A 20,871-nucleotide genomic window follows, 5' to 3' on the forward strand; every position below is an offset into this window, starting at 1 on the left:
GGGGTTTGGGGCAAATCAGGACCTCCGCTTTCGTGGCGAGGGAGCTTGCTCCCGCTCGAGCGCGAAGCGGTCGCAAATGCTATGGGCCTGCTTCGCCCGAAGCGTCGGACCGGTCCAGCGGGAGCAAGCTCCCTCGCCACAGGGTGTTCAGTCGGCTGGATAGTTGATTCGATAACGGGTACTGCGCCCCCCGCCTGGCAACCGCTCCAGGCAGCCCTTCTCCAACAGCTCCGTCAGATGTCGCGTTGCCGTTGCCTTGGAAACCTTGGCCACGGCCTGGTACTGAGCTGCGCTGATGCCCTGCTCGAATCCCCTTTCACCACCGTCGAGCAATCGGTTCAGCACTTTGACCTGTTCCGGTGTGAGCGCCGAATCGCGATGGACTTGCCAGAAACGCGTCTTGCCCAGAACACTTTCGATATTGGTCATTGCCTTCTGCAGGCTGCGCAAAAGCGTTTGCAGGAACCAGGTCAACCAGTCAGTGATATCCAGCGTGGCCCTCTGGCTGTTTTCCAGGATTCGGTAATAACCGACGCGATCATCCAGAATGCTCACCGACATCGCGTGGAAACGGATCGCCTGGGCCTCGCCCTGGGCCAGTGCAAGATCGGTCAGGGTGCGGGTCAGGCGGCCATTGCCATCGTCGAATGGGTGCAGGGTGACAAACCAGAAATGAGCGATGCCGGCACGTAGCAGCGGATCAATGTTGGACTGATGACGGCTGGCTTCGAACCAGTCGATGAACTGTTGCAATTGTTGCTCAAGTCCTTTTCGAGGCGGCGCTTCGAAATGCACGGTAGGCCGCTCCAGCCTTCCCGAAACCACTTGCATCGGTTCGTCACCGCGCAGTGCACCTACGCGGATCCGCCGATGGGCAAGGGGAAATAACCACTCATGCCATTCCAGCAAGCGTTCGACGGTCAGGGGCTGGTTGAAATGCCGAGTCGCATCCAACAGCAGCTTCGCCAAGCCTTCGCTACGCTGAGTGACCGAAGTGTCATCGGCGTGTTCCAGGCCCAGGCGGCGGGCCAGGGACGAGCGCACCGAGCCGACATTCAACTGTTCTCCTTCGATAGCTGAAGAGGACACGATGTTTTGCAACAAGGCATCAAGTTCGTTCTGCACGCTGATTGACGCCGTGACCGCGCCCGTCATGCCCAGCAACCGACCTTGCGCCTGTACGCATTCCCTTAGCAAAGGCGCCAATGCTTCAGCTTGCCAGTGAAAGTCGGGCCATTCGGCCTGCTGCCAGATCCAATGAGCTGCCATGAGTCTGTCCGAAAGTGAGTGAGCCGAATAATAGCGCTATTCGGCTCATTTAGTGAGCCGAATAAAGTCCCTATTCGGCTCACGCCATTCTCAGTCCGTGATTTCGCACACAGAATCACGCGTTCCCCGATTGTGAAAAATCCGTCAAATGGCTACTCTTCGCGCCATCTACGGCCCCTTGCAACGGGGCCTCCAGACGTAATCCGAATAATGACAAGCAGCGCCCGGGGAAGGGCGCCGGGTTGCGTTGTGCATGGCAGGAGGCATACGTGCGTTTTCTTTCTTTATCGATCGTGCTGCTCGGTGCGCCGTTGGCGTGGGCCGGGCCTTCGGCTGAAATGTCGGAGCCGGTCGGTGGCTGGCGCTATAGCGGCTTGCTCGATCGCACGGAAAACCCTCAGGTCGCCTATCCCACGCCGCCCATCGATCGCGGTATCCAGCGCAATCGCACGATGATCGAGGGCCGGATCAAGGACCTGGGCACGGCGCGCCAGCCCCACAGCCTGGCAGTCAACGGCAACCCGTTGAACCTCTATACCGACGACGAGGGGCGTTTTGCCCGGCCGTATGCGTTCGGCGCCGGCTCCAACAGCGTCGAGGTGCGCAGCTCCGAAGGCCAGTCCCTCAAGCGCGTGCAGTTTTATGAAGCCAACAACCTGCGCACTCCGGCGCAGATTCGCGTGGTGCTGGGCTGGGACGACCCCAAGGCCGAACTCGACCTGCATATCGTCACACCCGACGGCCAACATGCCTTCTTCGGCCAGCCGGCGCTGAGCAATGGCGGCGGCCTCGACCCGGATGGCGTCGATGGCCCCGGTCCCGAGATGTTCACCATGACCGCGCCGATGCACGGCACCTATCTGGTCTACGTGAACTATTGGGGTAACTACGGCAGCGGCGGCTACAACTTCGATGAAGCCAGCAACCAGAACGAGGTGATCACCTCGCAGATCAACCTGGTGCTCAACGAAAACACCGTCGATGAAAAACGCGAGACCTTTGTCGTGCCCCTGCGCGCCATTGGCGATCTGTTGCTGGTCAAGACTTTCAACTACTAAGTATCCGCTCCACGGATGAACAGGCCCTTGTGAATATGAGCGACAACACTGCTTCCCCGACCACGCCGACCCCTGTCGCGAAACCTGTGCGCCGCTGGCCGGCGATACTGATCGGGCTGTGCCTGGTGGCCGGCGTTGCCGCCGGGTTGGGCTGGTTCATGACCAAGCCCAAGGCGCCGCCCATGGAGCTGGCGTTGGAAAAGCTCGGCGTGAGCCGTCCCGACGGCTTGCTCGAGGCGCACTCCCTGAGCCAATTGCCCAAGGACCTGCTGGCCGTGCCGTTCCTCAAGGCCACGCTCACCGAGGATTTCGTCTTCTATTACGAAGCCCACGCCGACCGCCTCGGCCTGATCGGCAGCCTGCGCCGGATCATTTACGAGCATGATCTCAAGCTGCAGGACAGCCTGATCGAGCAGCTTTTCGACCAGCCAGCCGACGTCGCGCTGTGGCGCGGTGCGGACGGCCGACTCAAGGATTTCCTGCTGGTGATGGACCGTGGCGGATTGGCGAAGGTGCTGGAGCCGTTGGCGAAAGTCGCCCTGGACGACACCCAGTTGAGCAAGCTCGGCGACCTGAAGGTAGGCGGCGACGAAGTCGCGCTCTACCAACTGAGCTATAACGCCAGCAAATCCTTGGTCTTCGCCTCCCATGGCGACAAGCTGGTGGTGCTGTCCAACCCGACCAAGCTCTACGACAAAGGCAATGGCCCCACCGACGAACCGGGCATGGTCTCGACCCAGGCCCTCGAAGCGTTGCTCGCCGGTGAGAAACTCTTCCCGGAAGCCTTCGGCCTGCCGCCCAAGGCATCGCAGATCAAGCAGCGCATCTCGGTCAACGCCAGCGTGCTCGCCATGGGTTACCAGCGTTTCATTCCGAACTTCGCCGGCTTGCGTTTCGACATGGACGACAAGGGCTGGCACAGCTTCCTGGCCATGGACGAACTGGAGAACCAGCCGGACTTCGATTTCAAGCCCATCTGGCAAGCCATGCCGATGGGCGCCAGCGCCTGCGTGGCCTTGCCCCTGGCCGCCGAGCAGCAGAAGCCCCTGCTGGTAAAACTCGGTGCCGACGAAAAAGCCGCCCAGGCCATGGTTGATCACGTGGCTGGCGCGGCGGGCCTGTGCTGGTACGCCGAGTCGCGCCTCTACACCCCGCTGCTGGTGGCAAGCCTGAACGAAGACGACGGCAAGCTCGACGCCGACCTGGGCAAGCTGTTCGGTTCGATGGTGGGCGCCTATGAAAAAAATGTCGCCGAACATGCGTTCCCGGTTGTAGAGAAGCAGCAAGGTGCGATGCACCAATGGCAACGCCAGGTCAGCTCCAACTTCGGCCCCTACCTGGCCAAGGACGCCGAGCAGCCCGAATCGATCACTGGCAAGGCGTTCATGCGGGTCAGCCTGGCGCGCCACGGTTCGACCCTGCTGTTCTCCCTCGACGACAAACTGGTGGACAAGGCCCTCGGCACCCTCGACAAACGCTTCCCGCCCATGGCCGATGTAGTGCCCAAGGACCAGTTGATGCCGGTCTACTTTGGCCCTGATTCCATGGCGCAACTGATGCAGCGCGAAACCCTCGACAGCCTGCCCCAGGACATGGAACCGGTGTTCTATAACGCCGCGCAAACCTACCTGATTCCGAAACTGCGCACCCTCGGCGGCTACGGCAAATACGCCCTGACCTTGCCTGCCGGCAGCGAGCCAGACGGCCATTGGCAGTGGCTGCCGCTGGAATGGAAAGCGCTGTGACAGGACTGATCCGCACTCCCGGATTGGCGTTGCTGCTGGCATTGCTGCTCGGCGCGCGTGCGTTCGCCGACGAGACGCTGCCGCTGGATGCGCAACAATCCCAGGTCTTTCGGGCCTGGTTCGTGCGCATCGCCCAGGAACAACTGAGCAAAGGCCCGAGCCCGCGTTGGTACCAGCAGGACTGCGCCGGACTGGTGCGCTTCGCTGCCAACGAAGCGCTGAAAGTCCATGACCAGAAATGGTTGCGCAGCAATGGCCTGTCCAACCGCTACCTGCCGCCGGAGCTGCCGCTGAGCGATGCGCAACGGCGCCTCGCCCAGCAATGGCAACAGGGCGGCGGCAAGGTCGGGCCCTATGTCAACGCGATCAAGCTGATCCAGTTCAATAGCCGTCTGGTGGGCCGCGATGTCACCCAGGCCCGGCCCGGCGACCTGATGTTCTTCGACCAGGGCGACGACCAGCACCTGATGATCTGGATGGGCCGCTACATCGCCTATCACACCGGCACTACCACCCCCACTGACAACGGCATGCGTTCCGCAAGCCTGCAACAACTCATGAACTGGAAGGACACCCGATGGATACCCGACGCAGCCAACCCCAACTTCATCGGCGTCTATCGACTCAACTTTCTCACCCAATGACCGGTGCCCGCATGCTGCGCTTGTGTTCGAAACTGCCCCTGCTGTTCGCTCTGTTGCTGGCACCTCTCGTGAATGCCGAAGACACCGTGGAGCCCAGCGGCTACACGCCGGTGTCCGGTGAAAGCTTCTTCCTGCTGGCCGACAGCAGTTTCGCCAGCGACGAGCAGGCGATGGTCCGTCTCGAAGCGCCGGGTCGCGACTACCGCCGGTTCCGCATGGAGCCCTACGGCGGCGCCGATATCCGCGTCTATCGCATCGAAAAGCCACTGGAATTTCTCAAGCGCCAGAAGAACCTGCACCGTGTGGTCAGCGACGGCCAGTTCAAGGGCGAGGGCCTGTCCAATACCCTCGCGTATCTGTGGGACAACTGGTATCGCAAGTCCCGCCGGGTGATGCAGCGGGCGTTCTCCTACGAGTCCCGCCAGCAAGTCACTGAAGAAGTGCCGGAGCTGAAGGTCGGCAATGCGCTGATCGCGCCGACCCCGTACGACGCTCCAGCGCAATTCGCCTTGATCCCCGGCTTGCCGGTGGTCAGCCAGTTCCGCTATCCACTGTGGCAGGCCAAACCGATCCAGCCACCGGCCGGCGTCGACCTGGCCGGTTCGTCCAGCGACTTTGTCAGCGTCGCGCCGGGCAATGTCTATGTGCCGCTGGGCCAGTTGAAACCGGGCCTGTACCTGGTGGAAGCGCTGATCGGCAAGTACCGGGCGACGACAATGGTCTTCGTCTCCAACACCGTGGCCGTGAGCAAGATTGCCGGCGACGAATTGCTGGTCTGGGCCGCGCGCAAGCATGAGGGGCGTTCGGTGCCCAAGGTCAACGTGCTGTGGACTGACGGCCTGGGCGTGATGAGCAGCGGTGCCACCGATGAAGACGGCCTGCTGCGCCTCAAGCACGTCAGCCCGGAGCGTTCGTTCGTCATTGGCGAGGACGAAGAGGGCGGGGTGTTCGTCTCGGAAAACTTCTACTACGACAGCGAAATCTACGACACCAAGCTTTACGCGTTCACTGACCGGCCGCTGTACCGGCCGGGGGATTGGGTGTCGCTGAAGATCGTTGGCCGGGAGTTCAAGAACGCCCGTGACTCGGTGCAACCGACCGCCGCCGACGTTAACGTCAGCGTGCTGGACGCAACCGGCACCGCACTGCAAACCCTGGCCCTGAAGCTCGACTCCAAGGCCGGCACCCAGGGCCGTTTCCAATTGCCGGAAAATGCCGTGGCCGGTGGTTATGAGTTGCGCTTCAGCTACAGGGACCAGCTCTACAGCAGCGCCTTTCGCGTGGCTGAATACATCAAGCCGCATTTCGAAATCGCCCTGAACCTCGCCAAGCAGGATTACCGCACCGGCGAGCCGGTCAAGGGCAATCTGGTGCTGCTCTACCCGGACGGCAAGCCGGTGGCGAACGCCAAGGTCAGCCTGAGTCTGCGCGCCCAGCAACTGTCGATGGTGGATAACGAGCTGCAATACCTGGGGCAATTCCCGGTGGAGCTGACCAGCAGCGAAGTGACCACCGACGCCAAGGGCAACGCCACCCTCGACCTGCCGGCCGCCGACAAGCCAAGCCGCTACACACTCACTGTATTCGCCAGCGATGGCGCGGCCTATCGGGTCAAGACCAGCAAGGAAATCCTCATCGATCGTGGCGCGGCGAATTTCCGCCTGAGCGCTCCCCAGCGGTTCAGCGCCGTCGGCCAGAAGGTGTCGTTCAGCTATGCCAATGAAGGCGGCAACGAGCAGGCCAAGGCCGTGACGCCGGGCAGCTACGCCTGGGTACGCCTGGAAGACCAGAGCACCGGCGAAGGCAAGCTGGCGGCCAAGGACAAAGGCTTCAGCCTGACCTTCGAGCGTCCCGGCACCTACAACCTGACGCTCAAGGACGACCACGGCCGGGTCATTGGCGCCGCCGCGCATGCGGTGACCGGTGACGGTATCAAGGCCGTGCCGGGCACGGTCGAGATCGTCTTCGACAAGCCTGAATACAAGACCGGTGACGAAGCCCTGGCCTTGATCACTTTTCCGGAGCCGGTCAGCGACGCGCTGCTGTCCCTGGAGCGGGACAAGGTCGAGGCTACCGCGCTGCTGACCAAGGGCGGCGACTGGCTGAAGATGGAAAAGCTCAGCGACACCCAATACCGCGCGCGCATTGCCGTGAAAGACAGCTTTGCGCCGAACCTGACCTTCTCGGTGCTGTACACCAAGGGCGGCCAGTACAGCTTCCAGAACGCCGGCATCAAGGTGGTTGCGCCGCAGATCGACGTGGCCATCACCACCGATAAGGCCACGTATCGCCCGGGCGACACCGTAACCGTGGACCTGGGCACCCAGTTCGCCGGCAAGGCGATCCCGGCGCACCTGACTGTCAGCGTCGTCGATGAAATGGTTTATGCGTTGCAACCGGAAGTGGCGCCCACCATCGACCAGTTCTTCTATCACCCACGCCGCAACAACGTGCGCACCAGCGCCAGCCTGTCGTTCATCAGCTACGACGTGGCGCTGCCGGGTAGCCCTGGCGCGCCGGGCAAGGCCAACCGCAGCGAGCGTGGCGTCAAGGTGCTGGAACGGCCGCGTCGCGAAGACGTCGACACCGCCGCATGGCAACCGGAGCTGGTCACCGACGCCAACGGCAAGGCCCGCTTTACCTTCAAGATGCCGGACTCGCTGACCCGCTGGCGCATCACCGCCAAGGCAATCGCTGATGACGGCCAGGTGGGGCAGAAGAAGCAGTTCATCGCCTCGGAAAAACCGCTGTACCTGAAGTGGAGCGGCCCGACCCGCTTCCGCGTGGGCGACAAGCCGCAACTGGGCCTGTTCGTCTTCAGCCAGTCGGAAAAACCGCTCAAGGCCGAATTATTGATCCGCTACGCCGGCGCCGAACAACGTGTGGTCGCGGACCTGAAAAATGGCATCAACTACGTCGCGCTGCCGACCATGGAACTGAGCAATGGCGACTTGACCGTGCAGTTGCAACTCAACGGCGAAACCCAGGACGCCCTGGCCATGCACCTCAATGCCAGCGGCAACGGTTGGCAAGTCACCCAGAGCCAGCGCCTCGACGTTATGAGTGACGCCACGCCACTGAACCTGCCGGCCGACGCCAGTGACATTCGCCTGCGCCTGGATGACAGCCCGCAAGCGTTGTTCCGTTCGGCCCTGGACGACCTGTTGAGCTACCCGTACGGCGGCGTCGAACAGACCGCCAGCCGCTTGTTGCCGTTGAGTATTGCCTACCCGTCCCTGGCGTCGAACCCGCAGATCCGTGACCGCTTGCGTTTGATCATGCAGAACAGTCGCTTGCGCCTGGTGCAGATGGCCGGCCCGTCGGCGAGCTTCACCTGGTGGGGCCAGGATGGCGAGCCGGATGCATTCCTCACCGCCTACGCCTATTACGCCGACTGGCACGCCAGCAAGGCGCTGGACCTGAACCTGCCGCCGGAACACTGGCAGCGAGTGCTGGAGGTCTATGCCAAGCAGGCCGGTGATACGCCATTGCTGCAACGTGCCCTGATCCTGTCGTTCGCCAAACAGATGCAGCTGCCGGTGAACACCTTGATCAGCGGTCTGATGGACGACCTGGCGAAGGCCAGCGAAGACATCACCGAGAGCGTGCTGGACAGTGGCGAGGACAGCCTCGTCATGTACGCGCCGGATTCAGCCCTCGGCCTGGCCAGCGCCCGTGTCCTGACGGCATCGCTGGCCAAGCAGGTAAAAGTGCCGATGCCGGCGGCCTTCAGTCGCCAGGCGGACGCCGCGCAACAGCAACTGGAACTCAGCTCCCAGCCGTTCGTCGAGGCTTTGGTGTTGTCGTTGCAGAGCTTCGATCAAGCACGCGCCGCCGCGTTGCTGCAGCGCGTGTTGCCACAGCAATCCACCCTGGAACGTGCCCTGGCCCTGACCTGGTTGCAGCGCAGTATCGAACAGGTACCGGCGGCCACAACCCTGGAACCGGCCGAAGGCTGGGCAGCCAAGCAGGGCGCGACCGGTGAAACCTACTGGCAGTGGCAGGGCGCGCAGCTCCCAACGATGCTGACCCTGACCAGTGCCCAGGCGCGTCCGGTGCAGGCGTCATTGAGCTTCCAGAGCCAGCAAGCGCCAGTTGCGCCGATGGCCGTGTCCATCACCCGTCGCCTGTCGCGCCTCGTGCCGGGCGACGAAGCGTTCACCTTCAAGCTCGAAGCCGTCGGCAACAAGCCGTTGTCCAGCGACAGCCTCTATCTGGATGAAGTGATCATCAACAGCAAGGCCTCGACGCCGCTGCGCTACGGCATGCTCGAAGTGCCGCTGCCGCCGGGCGCTGATGTGGAGCGCACCACGTGGGGCATCCAGTTGCTGGGCAAGGCCGACAGCGAACCGACGTCCCTGGAAAAGGCCCGTTTCGAGCCGGGCCAGATGGCTTACGCGGTCCCGGTGGATGCCCTGAGTGGCGAACTGCGCCTGCGACACTTGGTGCGTTTCTCCCAGAAGGGCCAGTTCAGCTTGCCGCCGGTGCGTTTCACCCAGGTGTATGCGCCGCAAAACCAGGCTCGCGAACAGAAACCGGCGCTCGGTCAGGTGACGGTCAACTGAGATGCGCAAGCCTTGGGGCTGGTGGCTGTTGTGCTTGATTCCTGCGCTGGCGACAGCGCAGGAGGAGCCCTTGCGCCTGGCTTTCGACGGTCAGCTGTTGCGAGTGAGCCAGACCCAGGTGCTGGACCGCCAGCCGTTGCCGGACTCGTTGACGGCACCGTTGGGCAGCCTGTGGAAGCTCTTCGTCTACGCCTGGCTGGTGGACACCGATGCCCGCGAGCCGGTCTATGAGTGTCGCGGCGAATCGAAAGAAGAAGTCTATTGCTGCAATGCCGGGCAGAGCATCGGCCGTGATCAGGCGCTGGTGAAGTCCTGCGGCTTGTACTTCGAACCGCAACGGCTCGGGCTTTCGGCGCCGGACTGGCGGGACTACTGGCAAGCGCACCGGGCGCCGAACTGGTTGCTGGACCTGCCGACCCTGCAGCCGCAAACCCAGGTACCCGTTGCAGAACTGCTCAAGGCGCTGGCCACGTTGCCGGCCCAGGATCAGGCCCGGCGGGTACTGCTCGACGTGGTGCTCGGCGCTGCGGATGGGCGATTGGTCGGTCAATTGGGCGGTCGCCTGCGGGTCAAGACGTGGAGCTGGCTGGGTGACCGCGGCCCGGCGTCGCGCCAGGGCGGTTTCGCCGGTTGGCTGGCCGATGGCACGCCCGTCTGGGCCGGCGGCCGCGGTACCAGCCAGCAGGTGCTGAAAACGTATGGCGATGGCCTGGCCACGGCATTGCCGTCGCGCTGGCCGGCGGAAACCGGGCGCTGCGTGGAAGTCGACCTGTTTGCCCGTTATCCCTTGCAGCGAGTCATGGTCGGCGACCGTCCTGCCACGCCGGGTCAACTGCGCGGCGATTACCGTGTCGAGTTCACCAATGGCAACCAATTGGATATCCACAGCGACGGCGAGCTGTTCCTGATGCCTGGCAAGCTGGTGGCGCGACTGGATCGGGAAGAATACGTCGCCCGGGTCCTGCAACGCGAGGCCAAGGCCGAACCCGTCGAAGCGGCCAAGGCATTGGCCGTGGCGATTCGCACCTACCTGCTGCAAAACGCCGGGCGCAATGGTGATTGCCTGAGCATCGATGACAGCAGTCACCGCCAGCGCGTCGCCCCGCGTCCGGCGGCGCCTGAAACCCGCGCGATTGCCGCGTGGACCACTGATCTGGTCCTGGCCGGCACTGACGTCACGTACCACTCCGATCAACCGGGCCCGGACAAATTGTCCTGGGCCCAAGCCGTTGAACAAGCCAACGGCGGCCAACGCTACGACGCCATCCTGCTGCATGCGTATCCGCGTGCCAGCCTCAGCCGCTGGGACAATCCGGTGGCGTCCTGCGAAGCGTTGCCCGCGGCCCAGGACTGGTTGCTGAAGCAGCGCCGTGGCTGGCGTCAGCGCCTGGAAAGCGAAGTCGGCTACAACGAAATCAGCGCTTTCGCGGTCTGCCGCGTCGCCTTCGGCCGGCCATATGTCGACCGCGAGCGCCAGCGCATCTACGTACGTGGCGTGCTGTCGCTGCAAGACCGCCTCGACCTCACACACGAATACCTGCACCTGGCCTTTGAGGCTCACCCCAACGGCCAGGACGAAACCTATATCGAAGGGCTCGCCCGTCACCTCTTGCTGGAATAGACCATGACACTCCGTTATCCACAGGTCTTGTTGTTGCTCTGTGCCTTGACCGCGTTGCCACCGGCCATGGCTGCCGACCCCATCAAGCTCGACACACCCGTCGGCGGCTGGCGCAGCGGTGCGCCGGGGGGCGAGGGCGAAAGCTTCAGCCAGACCGTCAACTACCCGGCCTCGTCGGTCAATACGCCCCCGGGCCAAGCCGACACCGCGCGCATCAGCGGCCAGATCAAAGGCGCGCCCAAGGACAGCAATGCGCCAGGACAATTGATCGTCAACGGCGTAAGCCTGCCGCTGAAAACAGATGAAGAAGGCCGTTTCGACCGACCTTTCTCATTCCCCAATGGCAGCAACAGCGTTGAAGTGCGCAGCGCCGATGGTCAGCAGCGCCACCGCACGCAGTTTCTCAACACCAGCGGTGGCGCCACCCCGGCCAAGCTGCGGGTCCTGCTGACTTGGGATAGCGACGGCACCGACCTTGACCTGCACCTGGTGACGCCCGATGGCGCCCACATCTGGTACGGCGACCGCGCCGTCGCCAACGGCGCCGCCCTCGACGTCGACGTCACCACCGGCTACGGCCCGGAAATCTTCGCCATGCCGGCACCGATCAAAGGCCAGTATCTGGTCTACGTGAATTATTACGGCGGCGGCTACCGCAGTGACGAGGATGAGGAGGGCGACGGAGACGGCGAGCAGGTGGAGCAGGCGCAACAGGCCCTGACCACGGCGCAGGTGACGGTGATTACTGAAGAGGGCACTCCGAGCGAGAAGATGGAAACGTTCGTGGTGCCGATGCGGGCGGTCGGGGAGCTGACGTTGATCAAGAGCTTCAGCTATCCATAGCCGGGGCTCCAGACACATCGTGATTGGTTGGGCAAATACGGCTCACCGGTCACTCGACAGTGTGTCGGGACCAGTCATGCCATATACCCATCTAGCGCTATCGCGCGGACATTGATGGACTTCGCGCAACCGCCGTTTTAGGTGTGGTTCTGTATCACACCTTCCCAAGTCTTATGATCGGTGGGTTTACGGGCGTAGATGTTTTTTAATATCCGGCTATCTGATTTCAGCCAGTATTTATAAAAAATTCTGCGCTTGGGCAGTTTAGTATTCTCGATTTTTATCGGCACCGAATTAACGGATATTTCCGTGACCGACGCTGGTCATGGCATGATGTATAGGATTTGGATGGTTCGTTCTGTTCCCAAACGAATATGCGCAGCTCGGGGAGAAACTGCGCTAGGGGCCAGTTTTGTATTCAATAGCGATTCTTTCAGGGAGAGCGGTTATTTTGACGTCTCGTCGATAACGAAGCCTCTACTGCATCTTTGGTCGCTGGGTGTAGAGGAGCAGTTTTATATTGTTTGGCCTATGTTGCTGTTCTGTTATGGCGAACTGGCCGCTTCTTTTGGATCTTCCTGGTCCTGTCCATATCGCCTCTTTCATCGCCTCCAACATCATTATCAGAGAGTATCTGGTTACCGCGTTTACTTGCTTTTCGGCATCAACGTCCGACCTGTAATGAAAGGTAACTTTCTTCGTTACCTTCCATTGTGTTCTAGTTACTCAGTGATCTGGTTCGATAGATTTGTTGAGGGGGTAACCTTATCAAAAACCAGCGCTAACTGCTGCTCAAGCCGCTCGATCGAAAAATTCCTGGCACAGAACCCTTGAGCAATTTCAACCGCCTGTGTTGTAAATGCCTTGGAATCAAGCGATGAGACTAGCGCGTCATACCAGCCTGTTTCATCCACGAGCACACCTCCACCGCTAGGTATTACCTTACTGTACACAGGGATATTAGAAGCGATGACAGGTATACCGGCTGCGGTATATTCGATAAATTTGGTCGGCGCTTTGCATAGGTTGAAGTCTTCGTTTACAAGAGGTGCAAGCCCAATATCCCAGTTCAAACTCGCCAGCACGGAGAGAAACTCCAGATAGGCTTTGTTTACCTTGTGGCTTCTAATTCTGTCACCGAAGCGTTCAAGGCGGGGAGGCATCTGAATCGTGCCGAAGACTTCGAAATGTAAATCTGGCCTTTCGTCTAGCAAGCGTTCGAGTGCAGGAACAACCAGATTCAAATCTTCCTGATGTCCTTTGGATCCCATGTAGCCCACCGTCTGGTACGGTCGAGGGTTTCTACTGGTGGAGAGCCTGTCCCCAATAAAAGGCGCATACATGCCATGATAAACGGGTTGATTCGGAAACAGTTGGCTTAGCAAGCCTGCCAGATGAGATGTGGAAGCATAAATCAGATCGCAATGTGCCAATAGATATCGACGAGCATCGATAACATCTTGGGCGCCTTGACGTTTTTGGATTTCTGCGCCTAAAGAGGCGGGGATTTCGAGCAAGTTGTCGTCGATGTGATAAATTGTCGGTATTTTTTGAGTTTTAAAATAATCGACAATCTGCGCTCCAAAGGGTTGGCCATAGCGGGTGATGATGACCAAGTCCGGTTTGAACGCTTCACTCCACAATTTCCAGGATCCCTCACCCGAACGAGAGACCAAGTCTTGGGAAATAACCGCGAAGTTCACCTCCTTTCGACGGTGCATCTCGCGTAATGGAAGATCGAAGCTAATAAAATAGGTAGCATTCACATGCTCAGTGAAAATAAGGATGTTCCGTCCGTTTGGGTTACCATCCAAGCAGACGTCAAACGGTTCTGGTGTCCCGACGGTTTTCGGTCTGGACGATAAATTGAAGAGATCAATCATGAGTTGGACGCCTTCTGGTCGTCTAGGTTTTTTTCTGCCTGGAGCTTAGCTTCATAAGCCTTGATCACGCGCTGGCGATGCCTTTTAGCTTCATAGACCGCTTTGTGGGGGATGTAACCCGAGAGTTTGTCAGCTGCCTCGTTTTTCTTATCCCATAAACCGTGCAGGAAAGAAGGCAGCCAATGCCGATATTTGATATCACGCAACAGTGAGGGGCGAAAATATCCAAGATCGATCTCTTCCTGTATCTGGGCCTCGGTCAGTGTGCCATCGGTGAGCATTCTGCGAACCTCAGCGAACCAAGGCCAGGCATTTTTATTTCCGCAAGCGGACCAAGGCTGCGTGTAGACATCGGTATAATGGATCAGGCGTGTGTCGGTGTCCCAGTGTTCCAGGCTGTTCCACTCGAATGGAACACCGTACTTGACGTGTTCCTCGTCAAGAATGATCAATTGCGACATCAATTCATCATAGTCGTAGCGACCTTCGTCCATGCCAAGGACAATGGTTTCGATGTCCCAGTCCAAGCGGTCACAGTCAAGGAGCATAACGGCGCATTGTTTTTTGCGGGTCTTCGGGGCACCGATTTTCTGGGTCGACTCGTCGCCGAACTTCACTTCCTGTTGAATGATGACCTTCGCGCCGTCAAATGGAATATTCCACAGCTCGCGGATGTCACGAAACACCAGCATATCGGCATCCATATAGATCGCTTTGCCCTTGTAGCCGGTGAGCTTCGGGATGCAGAAGCGGCTAAAGGAGAACCCTGTGCGCTGACCGTTCCTTGGATCCTTTGGTTCAGGGACAGGAAGGTCGAGCATCGGGATGACCTCGACTTTAGCGGTGGTGTGTCGCTTTATCGAATACTCAAGGACGGGAACGGCCAATAACTGTGAGCGATCAACGCCGACATATACCCGTATCACTTCATCTCCGTGATCCATTCGGACCCCCATTACTGTTTAACATTGAATTCTACCTCTGCCACTCGACAGACATTTCGCTTCCGACGGTGTTCGCACGTTCCAGCAGTCGGGTAGCGGTAGTGTTAGTGCACGCACAGCAGAAGACCATCAGCCCGGAACGGGCCGGTATCTTATAAGAGGCGTCCCCAAGCCAACGATGACGTATATACATCTTTGGCATTCAAGGGGCGGAACAGGCTCACCTCCCTATGTCGAGAATGATGCCATGGGCGGCGGATAATTGTTGCCTTTACGTGTCATATTGAGGGCATGGTCGGAGATTATCATGGGCGACGGCAGGGGACACATGTCGACGACACGGCTCGGGCTGGTGTGGTAGGCCAAGATACCCCCGTTGGCTAACAATGAATCATGGATGGCTAGGGAAAAGGATTGAGACGCTTGGTTTTCATCAAGGCTTGCCGAGCAGACGCTGACCGGAGAGCATAAGCACGCTCAATAGCTGACGAGCGTATACGTAAAGTATTGGGCGCTTGCTTTTAAGAATGCGATTATAGGGGGGGAGGAATTTAACATCGCTCAACAATTGTTTGGCTGGTAATGCCCATGAGTCATCAAGGCCATTGTCAATTTGGTAGAGGAGAGAAGGGCGCACGTTACCAGCATCGATTTCTCGCTCAATATCAGAGCGGCTGATAAAGCCACTTTCAACTGCACGCCGTAAGCAAGAAACCCATAGGCTAGCATTTTTGTTTTTAATTGAAACCCACGGCTGGGTATTCATATCAGTATAATGAAGGAGCGCTGTTTCGCCCGGCTCATAATGCTCAAGTGAGTTCCAAGTGTCGGGGATCGTCCAGGAAATATTCTTGGCTACGCGCATTTCGAACATTAGGCTTGAATAATTAAGACGTCCCGCGTCCAGATCTGCAACGATCTCCTCTATCTTCCAGTTGAGCTTGCTGCAGTCCAGAAGCATGACGCTGAATTGCGGGCGTCGGCTGCCTTCTGCTTTTTCAACTGTTTGTAGATCGCTACCGGAAAAGGGGCGGTCCCATAGACCAGTAATGTTCTGGAATACCTGCATGTCTGCGTCCAGGTAGATGGCTTTACCTGAAAAGCCACACAACTCAGGGATCAGGAAACGCTGGAAGGAAAAAGGTGTTCGCGGACGATTTTCCAATGCTTCCGGTACGGGGATTGATCGCTCGAATGAGTATATGGGCGACACTTCTACGGGAATCGATGAGGTTTCTCTGATAGAAAACTCAAGCACCCGCATTGGCAACCATTCGGCAGGTGTGGCCGCGATGAAAATTCGTGCGCCGCTCTCCGTCAGTATTGGCTCAGCGTTCATAGTGTTCCTTTTTATTCATGACAAACGGTCGATCCGAATTAAGACCTGTCTCTGGATCTCCAGTTTCCCAACTAAAACGACTTCAACATGCTAAGCGAAGCTGCTACGCTCGCCAAATCTGGATGATTCCGAAATGTATTGACGTAGTCGCTGACTTGAAAGTTAGAAGAAATGCGTTGTTCGATCTCATCGCTGATGAAGTCGCGCTCATAATGTTTGTCCGGGTCATCAACCATCAAGTTTTCGTATACGAAGTCAACGTCCAAAAAATTATTTAGCCTGTCCATCGTCTTATTAAAGTCGAAGACGAGGCTCTCGTAGTGCATATGGAAAACGTTCGGATTTTTTTCGATACGTAGAATCGTGGAATAGGCCTGGGCCCATGCCTCAATCATCTGGTCAATATCGGTTATTGCTTTCCACCAATCCTTGCCTTGTTTGGACATTTCGGTACGGCGCAGCATGGAGTTAATCACGTCATAGGGGTTGCGCGTAATATGCAGGTATCGAACATTAGGCAAGGCTAATACTTCATCAATTTCGCGGTAGTAGTTAGGGTATTTGTCGCCCCAGACGACCAAGGGCTCGCCCTCGGCATGACGTTTATGGTGCCATTTATACATATAGAGAATAGCTGGCCAGACGGATCTTACGGAAAAGTTATGGCTATGAATGTTATCCAACGTTAACGTTTCACGGTGCGACAGTGAACGCATGCCTCCGGTGAGCGTGCGGGCACGTCGCTCACGGGTACCAAGAAGCTTAGTCAATACCTTCTCTGTATTGACAAGATTCTCTTCCGAAGAGATATAGACCGAGCGGTTGGAGTTCAATACCTGCAATAGGGCGGTCGTGCCGCTGCGTGGAGCGCCACCAATCAGAAGGGGTTGTCGCAGTACGCTTGTCATACAAACATTCCGTTAAATTTGGTTTGAACGTTTACTTAAACGACCACTGGGCCGCTCGTTGAACCGGAACGGCATAGTGGTATTCTCCAGCTACCCGGAAAGGAACAGCTTCCGAAAGGCAGAGATGATCCACTCCGTCTGGACTCATGACCTGTACCGCAATAGAAAATGCACCAGGGGAAAGTTCAGCGTTGCCAAGTTCAACATGTAAAATAGCGGCGTGGTCGGGCCAGGCAAGTGCAGCGCGGACCGAATTCCAGTCCATCAGCACGCTTTGCGCGGTGTCTCTCAATAAGACTCGCACCTGAGCATTAGCTGGCAGCTTGGAAATGTCGACATTCAAGGACAGCGGGTTTCCGTACTGTATGGGTTGGCCCGAGACAACGGGCGATCCAGCGACCAATAATTCAAGAGCAACAAGCTCTGGATTAAATACTTGCCCGCGCTTTTTCTCATTCTGATGGCCCAGTTTGTCTTGGTAGAGTTCGAGCGCTTGCTGTACGCCCCCATCAAATAAAACGCGACCTTTTTCAAGGTATAGACCACGGTCGCACAGCCGAGCAACTTGTCCTATGGAATGCGAAACAAAAATAACCGCAGCATTCCGCGAAAGCTCATTAATCCTCTCATAACAGCGCATGCGGAACGCCAGGTCGCCGACGGCGAGCACCTCGTCAATGATAAGGATGTCCGGCTCTATCACAGAAGAAGCTGCGAAGCCGAGGCGTGACTTCATCCCTGAGCTATAGAACTGTACTGGTGAGTCAAAGAATTCGTCGATTTCCGCGAACTCTTCGACTTGAGCAATGTATTGGGCCAAGTCTTTACCGCGCTTTCCCATCAAGCGTCCGCGTACCGAAACATTGTCGCGCCCAGTCATGCTAGGTGCGAAGCCCGCACTCATTTCGAGTAGGTGCCCCAGCTCGCCACGTCGCACGACTTTCCCCTTGTCAGCCCTTAGTTTTCCAGCGATGCATTTGAGCAAGGTACTTTTTCCTGCACCGTTGTGGCCTAGCACCCCTATGACTTCGCCACGTCGCAGTGAGAAATCAACGTCACGGAGCGCCCAGAATTCCGAATCACGCAGGTCACTATTTCGATCTGTTCTACCGGTCGCATTTGACAGCAGATCCTTGGCCGCATAACGTACCGACGCGTTCAGGCTGCGGGAGTATTTCTTCCAAAGACCCTGAACTTCAAGTAACACTTCCATCAGTTACCCATCCGTTCTAGTAAAATAGGTACCTGACGACGCAAAAGAACAAGTAACCATGACAGTAATAGCAGCGATATTCCGCTGGCGACAAGCATGGGCAGCATATAGACGCTTCCGCTCTGGCCTTGTAGCACGCTGGACAGAACCGCTAGTGGTGACGCCATAGGGTTAGCAATATTTATCCAATAAAGCATACTGTCCAATCTCTCCGTTGCTGGGTAGAAGATTGGTGAGATCAGGACGATCGGCAGATTCATCGAAGTCAATGCCTTACGCACATCGGCATATAGAACTGACCAAGGAGCAAGCAGCAAGCCTATGGTAGTTGCCGAAAGCAGCAGCGCGAGAATACACGCTATAAATATTAACCAAGGGTATATGCCTGACGGGAAAGCGAGTCCGAGAAGCGGAATAGCAAGGATGATCAGAACGCTGCGAATCAGAACGGCAATTCCGCCTTCAAATACAATTGCTAGTACAAAGGGCGTTGGGCCGACGTCCAATCCTCGTAATAGGCCGCGCTGACGGCGTATGAAATTGGACATCTCCTGAACTATCTGCATCCAGCATTGGAACAGAGTAATTCCGGCAAAGGCACGAAGAATATCCCAGCCCGCCTGATCCGAAGAATCGGCGGCACTTCCGGTCAGCTCACGTTTAATGAATATATAACAGACGGCATAGAGCATCGGGATGATCAACGCCCACGCATATCCCAAGGCATGTTCACGCATCTGCAAGCGGATGTTGCGCAATGCGAGGGTTACGCCGGAATCCATTGTGTTGAGTAAAGTTTTAATGGCTGTTGCCCTTGCTGAGAAAGTCATGAGCTTTGCTTACAATAGCTTCGGCTATGTCCTTGAAGCGATTATCGAGGGTCTCGGACTGCGACATGTCAATTGCATAGCTTCCGAGGAACCAATCGACGAAGCGTCGATAGCGATTCTCCAGCTCCGCCTTGCCGGAGTTTGAAACAAACGCCCATGCCTGATCGAGGTTGTCGAGTGTGGCATTGAAGGTCACGCAATCATATTCAACCCGGCCAAAGGTGACCACGGGCTTGGCCTGCAGCAAAGCCTCAAAGCCTACACCGCTGTTGATTGTATAGACGCCGCTCGCATGCTTTGTCAGATCGTGAACACTCGCATTACTGAAAAATACCGTGACGCCGTCTGCGTATCGTTCAAATGGCGACATGCTTTTCATATTGGCGGGGTGGGGCTTGAGCACGACGGCTATATCACGAGCCTGGGCCCAGGCGATAAGCGCCGCAACAGCGTCCTCTTCGGAAATATCCGAAAAATAGCGAATCGACTGATCAGTGGGGATCTGTAAAGGGAAGAAAATATATGGACGTGGGGTATCAGTCTGCATTCCCTGTGCATTGTATGAGGCAGGAATCAACCCTTCACGCAGCAGTTCTTCCTTGGTTCTCGGGGTTGGTTGGGAAAACTTGCTACTGACTTTTCCTTCCTGCAAACGGTCACGATAGTTGTCGTAGGCACCTTGAGAGTGTTGTGGCAGAGACTGCAGATCTACCGGGTAAATACTTGACGCAGCGCTCCAACCCTGGTCATTGACGACAAACACCCAACGAAAAAATTCCTGCATGTAAAACATGACAGGTGTGGGACCATCCTCGAAGTCAAACTTGCAGCGATGAGGGACTAAGGCTAAGGCTGAGCAATTCTCTTCAATTTTTTGACGATTTATTAGCCAAGCGGGAATCTCGATGATATCTACTGGCATCCCCGCCCGTTGAATTGAATTAGCCAAGCGCAAGGTAAATGCTTTCCAGTACAAGCGGAGATCAATCGTATCGTCGCTCGGAATCGGTGGCACGGCGTTGGCCACAGTACCTCGTTTCCAAGGTAAGTCTAGTCGTGGAATATACAGTGCAATACGCGCCGAGACCTTCCGAGCTACTCTCAGGCGTTCAAACATCCACTCGTTTGAAAGCAAGTCACTATTATTCTGTAGATTGGCCACGAGTTGATTGGCAAGTACACGTCGTTCGTCATCATCAGATAGCAGTGCCTGAAGCATAAAGAAGCGCATGTCGTACAGTTTGCGCCCACCTTTGCCAGCCCAAAGAATGCTTGTTTCTCTGAACTGCCAGTCGGCGTATTTTTGTTTCAAGTTGAAATAGTGGATTTTTTTAAACTTTTGCATCTTTTGAAAGAATACAATCTGGTCAATGAACCATTTTAATGTCTGCTTTTCAAAATGTTCATCTATTTCATCTGTCACATCTTTTAAGAATTCGATCACCCCGGCGCTCGGTAAGAACCAGATGGAGCCGGTAGCGATCGAAAGGTGCTCAGGTGTGCCTTCGACCTGATCACGCCGGACAATGATCACTTCTGCGCTTGCCTTGTCTGAGAAATCCAGATCAATCGGATTAACCACCAGAGAGTCGGCATCCATGCTAAAAATGGGTATAGCGTATTCGCTCAGCAGGGTTTGTAGCCGAGGGAAGCGGGCGCTGGCGTAATAAGCTTTTTTTTGCTTTAAGGGAAGCGAAGTGAGATCGGTATCTTCCCGGGACACGAACAGACGTGTATGGCGCAATCCTGAACGCAACTCACTGATGCGTTCAAGCGATCGTTGATCAGGATTAATGATATGAAGAAAAAAAGAATATCCAGGTGAATAAAGATCAATGCTTCTGATCAACGAGATCGCATATCTAAGATATCCTGCGTCGCAACTGGAGAACAGTAACAACGGTTCGTCCTGAGTCAGTGCGGGTGGGATAACCCAGTTTACTTTCCGATCAACCATGTGTTGGTACATCCTCTGATATAAGAGCCGTTATTGACTGCATAGCAAATTC

The 20,871-nt window shown here is 57.1% G+C and carries 14 protein-coding genes; 6 read left to right on the forward strand and 8 right to left on the reverse strand.

What is annotated here, in order from left to right:
- Positions 1-147 precede the first annotated feature (147 nt).
- On the reverse strand, positions 148-1,269 hold the full coding sequence (locus tag PSH78_RS03450; RefSeq protein ID WP_305498503.1) for a Fic family protein: 1,122 nt from the start codon (positions 1,267-1,269) through the stop codon (positions 148-150).
- Between the two features lie 269 nt (positions 1,270-1,538).
- Between PSH78_RS03450 and PSH78_RS03455 the strand changes: the two genes are divergently transcribed.
- Genes PSH78_RS03455 through PSH78_RS03480 form a run of 6 tightly spaced genes read left to right on the forward strand, consistent with a single transcriptional unit; the run spans position 1,539 to position 11,745 of the window.
- A complete protein-coding gene (locus tag PSH78_RS03455; protein ID WP_305498504.1) occupies positions 1,539-2,327 on the forward strand; it encodes a YfaP family protein in 789 nt (262 codons plus the stop codon).
- A gap of 35 nt (positions 2,328-2,362) precedes the next feature.
- Complete coding sequence (locus PSH78_RS03460) at positions 2,363-4,072, forward strand: DUF2138 domain-containing protein (protein ID WP_305498505.1); 1,710 nt, start codon at positions 2,363-2,365, stop codon at positions 4,070-4,072.
- Positions 4,057-4,716: a DUF1175 domain-containing protein gene (locus PSH78_RS03465; protein WP_370871056.1), complete on the forward strand. Its 660-nt coding sequence runs from the start codon at positions 4,057-4,059 to the stop codon at positions 4,714-4,716. The genes PSH78_RS03460 and PSH78_RS03465 overlap by 16 nt, the downstream gene beginning before the upstream one ends.
- The gene (locus PSH78_RS03470) at positions 4,713-9,281 is read left to right on the forward strand and encodes an alpha-2-macroglobulin (RefSeq protein ID WP_305501172.1); all 4,569 of its coding nucleotides are present in this window, start codon (positions 4,713-4,715) and stop codon (positions 9,279-9,281) included. Before PSH78_RS03465 ends, PSH78_RS03470 begins: the two co-directional genes overlap by 4 nt.
- 1 nt (position 9,282) lies before the next feature.
- Positions 9,283-10,902, forward strand: a complete 1,620-nt coding sequence (locus PSH78_RS03475; protein WP_305498507.1) for a DUF2300 domain-containing protein — start codon at positions 9,283-9,285, stop codon at positions 10,900-10,902.
- Between the two features lie 3 nt (positions 10,903-10,905).
- On the forward strand, positions 10,906-11,745 hold the full coding sequence (locus tag PSH78_RS03480) for a YfaP family protein (protein ID WP_305498509.1): 840 nt from the start codon (positions 10,906-10,908) through the stop codon (positions 11,743-11,745).
- Positions 11,746-12,467: 722 nt separating this feature from the next.
- Here the strand turns inward: PSH78_RS03480 and PSH78_RS03485 are convergent.
- The 7 genes from PSH78_RS03485 to PSH78_RS03515 all read right to left on the reverse strand — a co-directional run bounded on the left by PSH78_RS03485 (position 12,468) and on the right by PSH78_RS03515 (position 20,819).
- Positions 12,468-13,628 (reverse strand): glycosyltransferase, encoded by a 1,161-nt coding sequence (locus PSH78_RS03485; protein WP_305498511.1) that lies wholly within the window; start codon positions 13,626-13,628, stop codon positions 12,468-12,470.
- A complete protein-coding gene (locus PSH78_RS03490; protein WP_305498512.1) occupies positions 13,625-14,572 on the reverse strand; it encodes a glycosyltransferase in 948 nt (315 codons plus the stop codon). The genes PSH78_RS03485 and PSH78_RS03490 overlap by 4 nt, the downstream gene beginning before the upstream one ends.
- A 433-nt stretch (positions 14,573-15,005) precedes the next feature.
- Positions 15,006-15,911, reverse strand: coding sequence for a glycosyltransferase (locus PSH78_RS03495; protein ID WP_305498514.1), 906 nt, complete (start codon positions 15,909-15,911; stop codon positions 15,006-15,008).
- Positions 15,912-15,982: 71 nt separating this feature from the next.
- The gene (locus PSH78_RS03500; protein WP_305498516.1) at positions 15,983-16,819 is read right to left on the reverse strand and encodes a sulfotransferase; all 837 of its coding nucleotides are present in this window, start codon (positions 16,817-16,819) and stop codon (positions 15,983-15,985) included.
- 31 nt (positions 16,820-16,850) lie between these two features.
- Positions 16,851-18,032, reverse strand: a complete 1,182-nt coding sequence (locus PSH78_RS03505; protein ID WP_305498517.1) for an ABC transporter ATP-binding protein — start codon at positions 18,030-18,032, stop codon at positions 16,851-16,853.
- Positions 18,032-18,862 carry an ABC transporter permease gene (locus tag PSH78_RS03510; RefSeq protein ID WP_305498518.1) on the reverse strand — a complete coding sequence of 277 codons (831 nt, stop codon included), beginning with the start codon at positions 18,860-18,862 and terminating at the stop codon, positions 18,032-18,034. Before PSH78_RS03510 ends, PSH78_RS03505 begins: the two co-directional genes overlap by 1 nt.
- Positions 18,831-20,819, reverse strand: coding sequence for a hypothetical protein (locus PSH78_RS03515; protein ID WP_305498519.1), 1,989 nt, complete (start codon positions 20,817-20,819; stop codon positions 18,831-18,833). The genes PSH78_RS03510 and PSH78_RS03515 overlap by 32 nt, the downstream gene beginning before the upstream one ends.
- Positions 20,820-20,871 lie beyond the last annotated feature (52 nt).

The organism is Pseudomonas sp. FP198, assembly GCF_030687895.1.
In the GTDB taxonomy this organism is placed as follows: domain Bacteria; phylum Pseudomonadota; class Gammaproteobacteria; order Pseudomonadales; family Pseudomonadaceae; genus Aquipseudomonas.

Coding starts and splice junctions, on each gene's coding strand:
- PSH78_RS03450 (WP_305498503.1), bottom strand. CDS start 1,269: ATGGCAGCTCATTGGATCTGGCAGCAGGCCGAATGGCCCGACTTTCAC.
- PSH78_RS03460 (WP_305498505.1), top strand. CDS start 2,363: ATGAGCGACAACACTGCTTCCCCGACCACGCCGACCCCTGTCGCGAAA.
- PSH78_RS03465 (WP_370871056.1), top strand. CDS start 4,057: ATGGAAAGCGCTGTGACAGGACTGATCCGCACTCCCGGATTGGCGTTG.
- PSH78_RS03470 (WP_305501172.1), top strand. CDS start 4,713: ATGACCGGTGCCCGCATGCTGCGCTTGTGTTCGAAACTGCCCCTGCTG.
- PSH78_RS03475 (WP_305498507.1), top strand. CDS start 9,283: ATGCGCAAGCCTTGGGGCTGGTGGCTGTTGTGCTTGATTCCTGCGCTG.
- PSH78_RS03480 (WP_305498509.1), top strand. CDS start 10,906: ATGACACTCCGTTATCCACAGGTCTTGTTGTTGCTCTGTGCCTTGACC.
- PSH78_RS03485 (WP_305498511.1), bottom strand. CDS start 13,628: ATGATTGATCTCTTCAATTTATCGTCCAGACCGAAAACCGTCGGGACA.
- PSH78_RS03490 (WP_305498512.1), bottom strand. CDS start 14,572: ATGGATCACGGAGATGAAGTGATACGGGTATATGTCGGCGTTGATCGC.
- PSH78_RS03495 (WP_305498514.1), bottom strand. CDS start 15,911: ATGAACGCTGAGCCAATACTGACGGAGAGCGGCGCACGAATTTTCATC.
- PSH78_RS03500 (WP_305498516.1), bottom strand. CDS start 16,819: ATGACAAGCGTACTGCGACAACCCCTTCTGATTGGTGGCGCTCCACGC.
- PSH78_RS03505 (WP_305498517.1), bottom strand. CDS start 18,032: ATGGAAGTGTTACTTGAAGTTCAGGGTCTTTGGAAGAAATACTCCCGC.
- PSH78_RS03510 (WP_305498518.1), bottom strand. CDS start 18,862: ATGACTTTCTCAGCAAGGGCAACAGCCATTAAAACTTTACTCAACACA.
- PSH78_RS03515 (WP_305498519.1), bottom strand. CDS start 20,819: ATGGTTGATCGGAAAGTAAACTGGGTTATCCCACCCGCACTGACTCAG.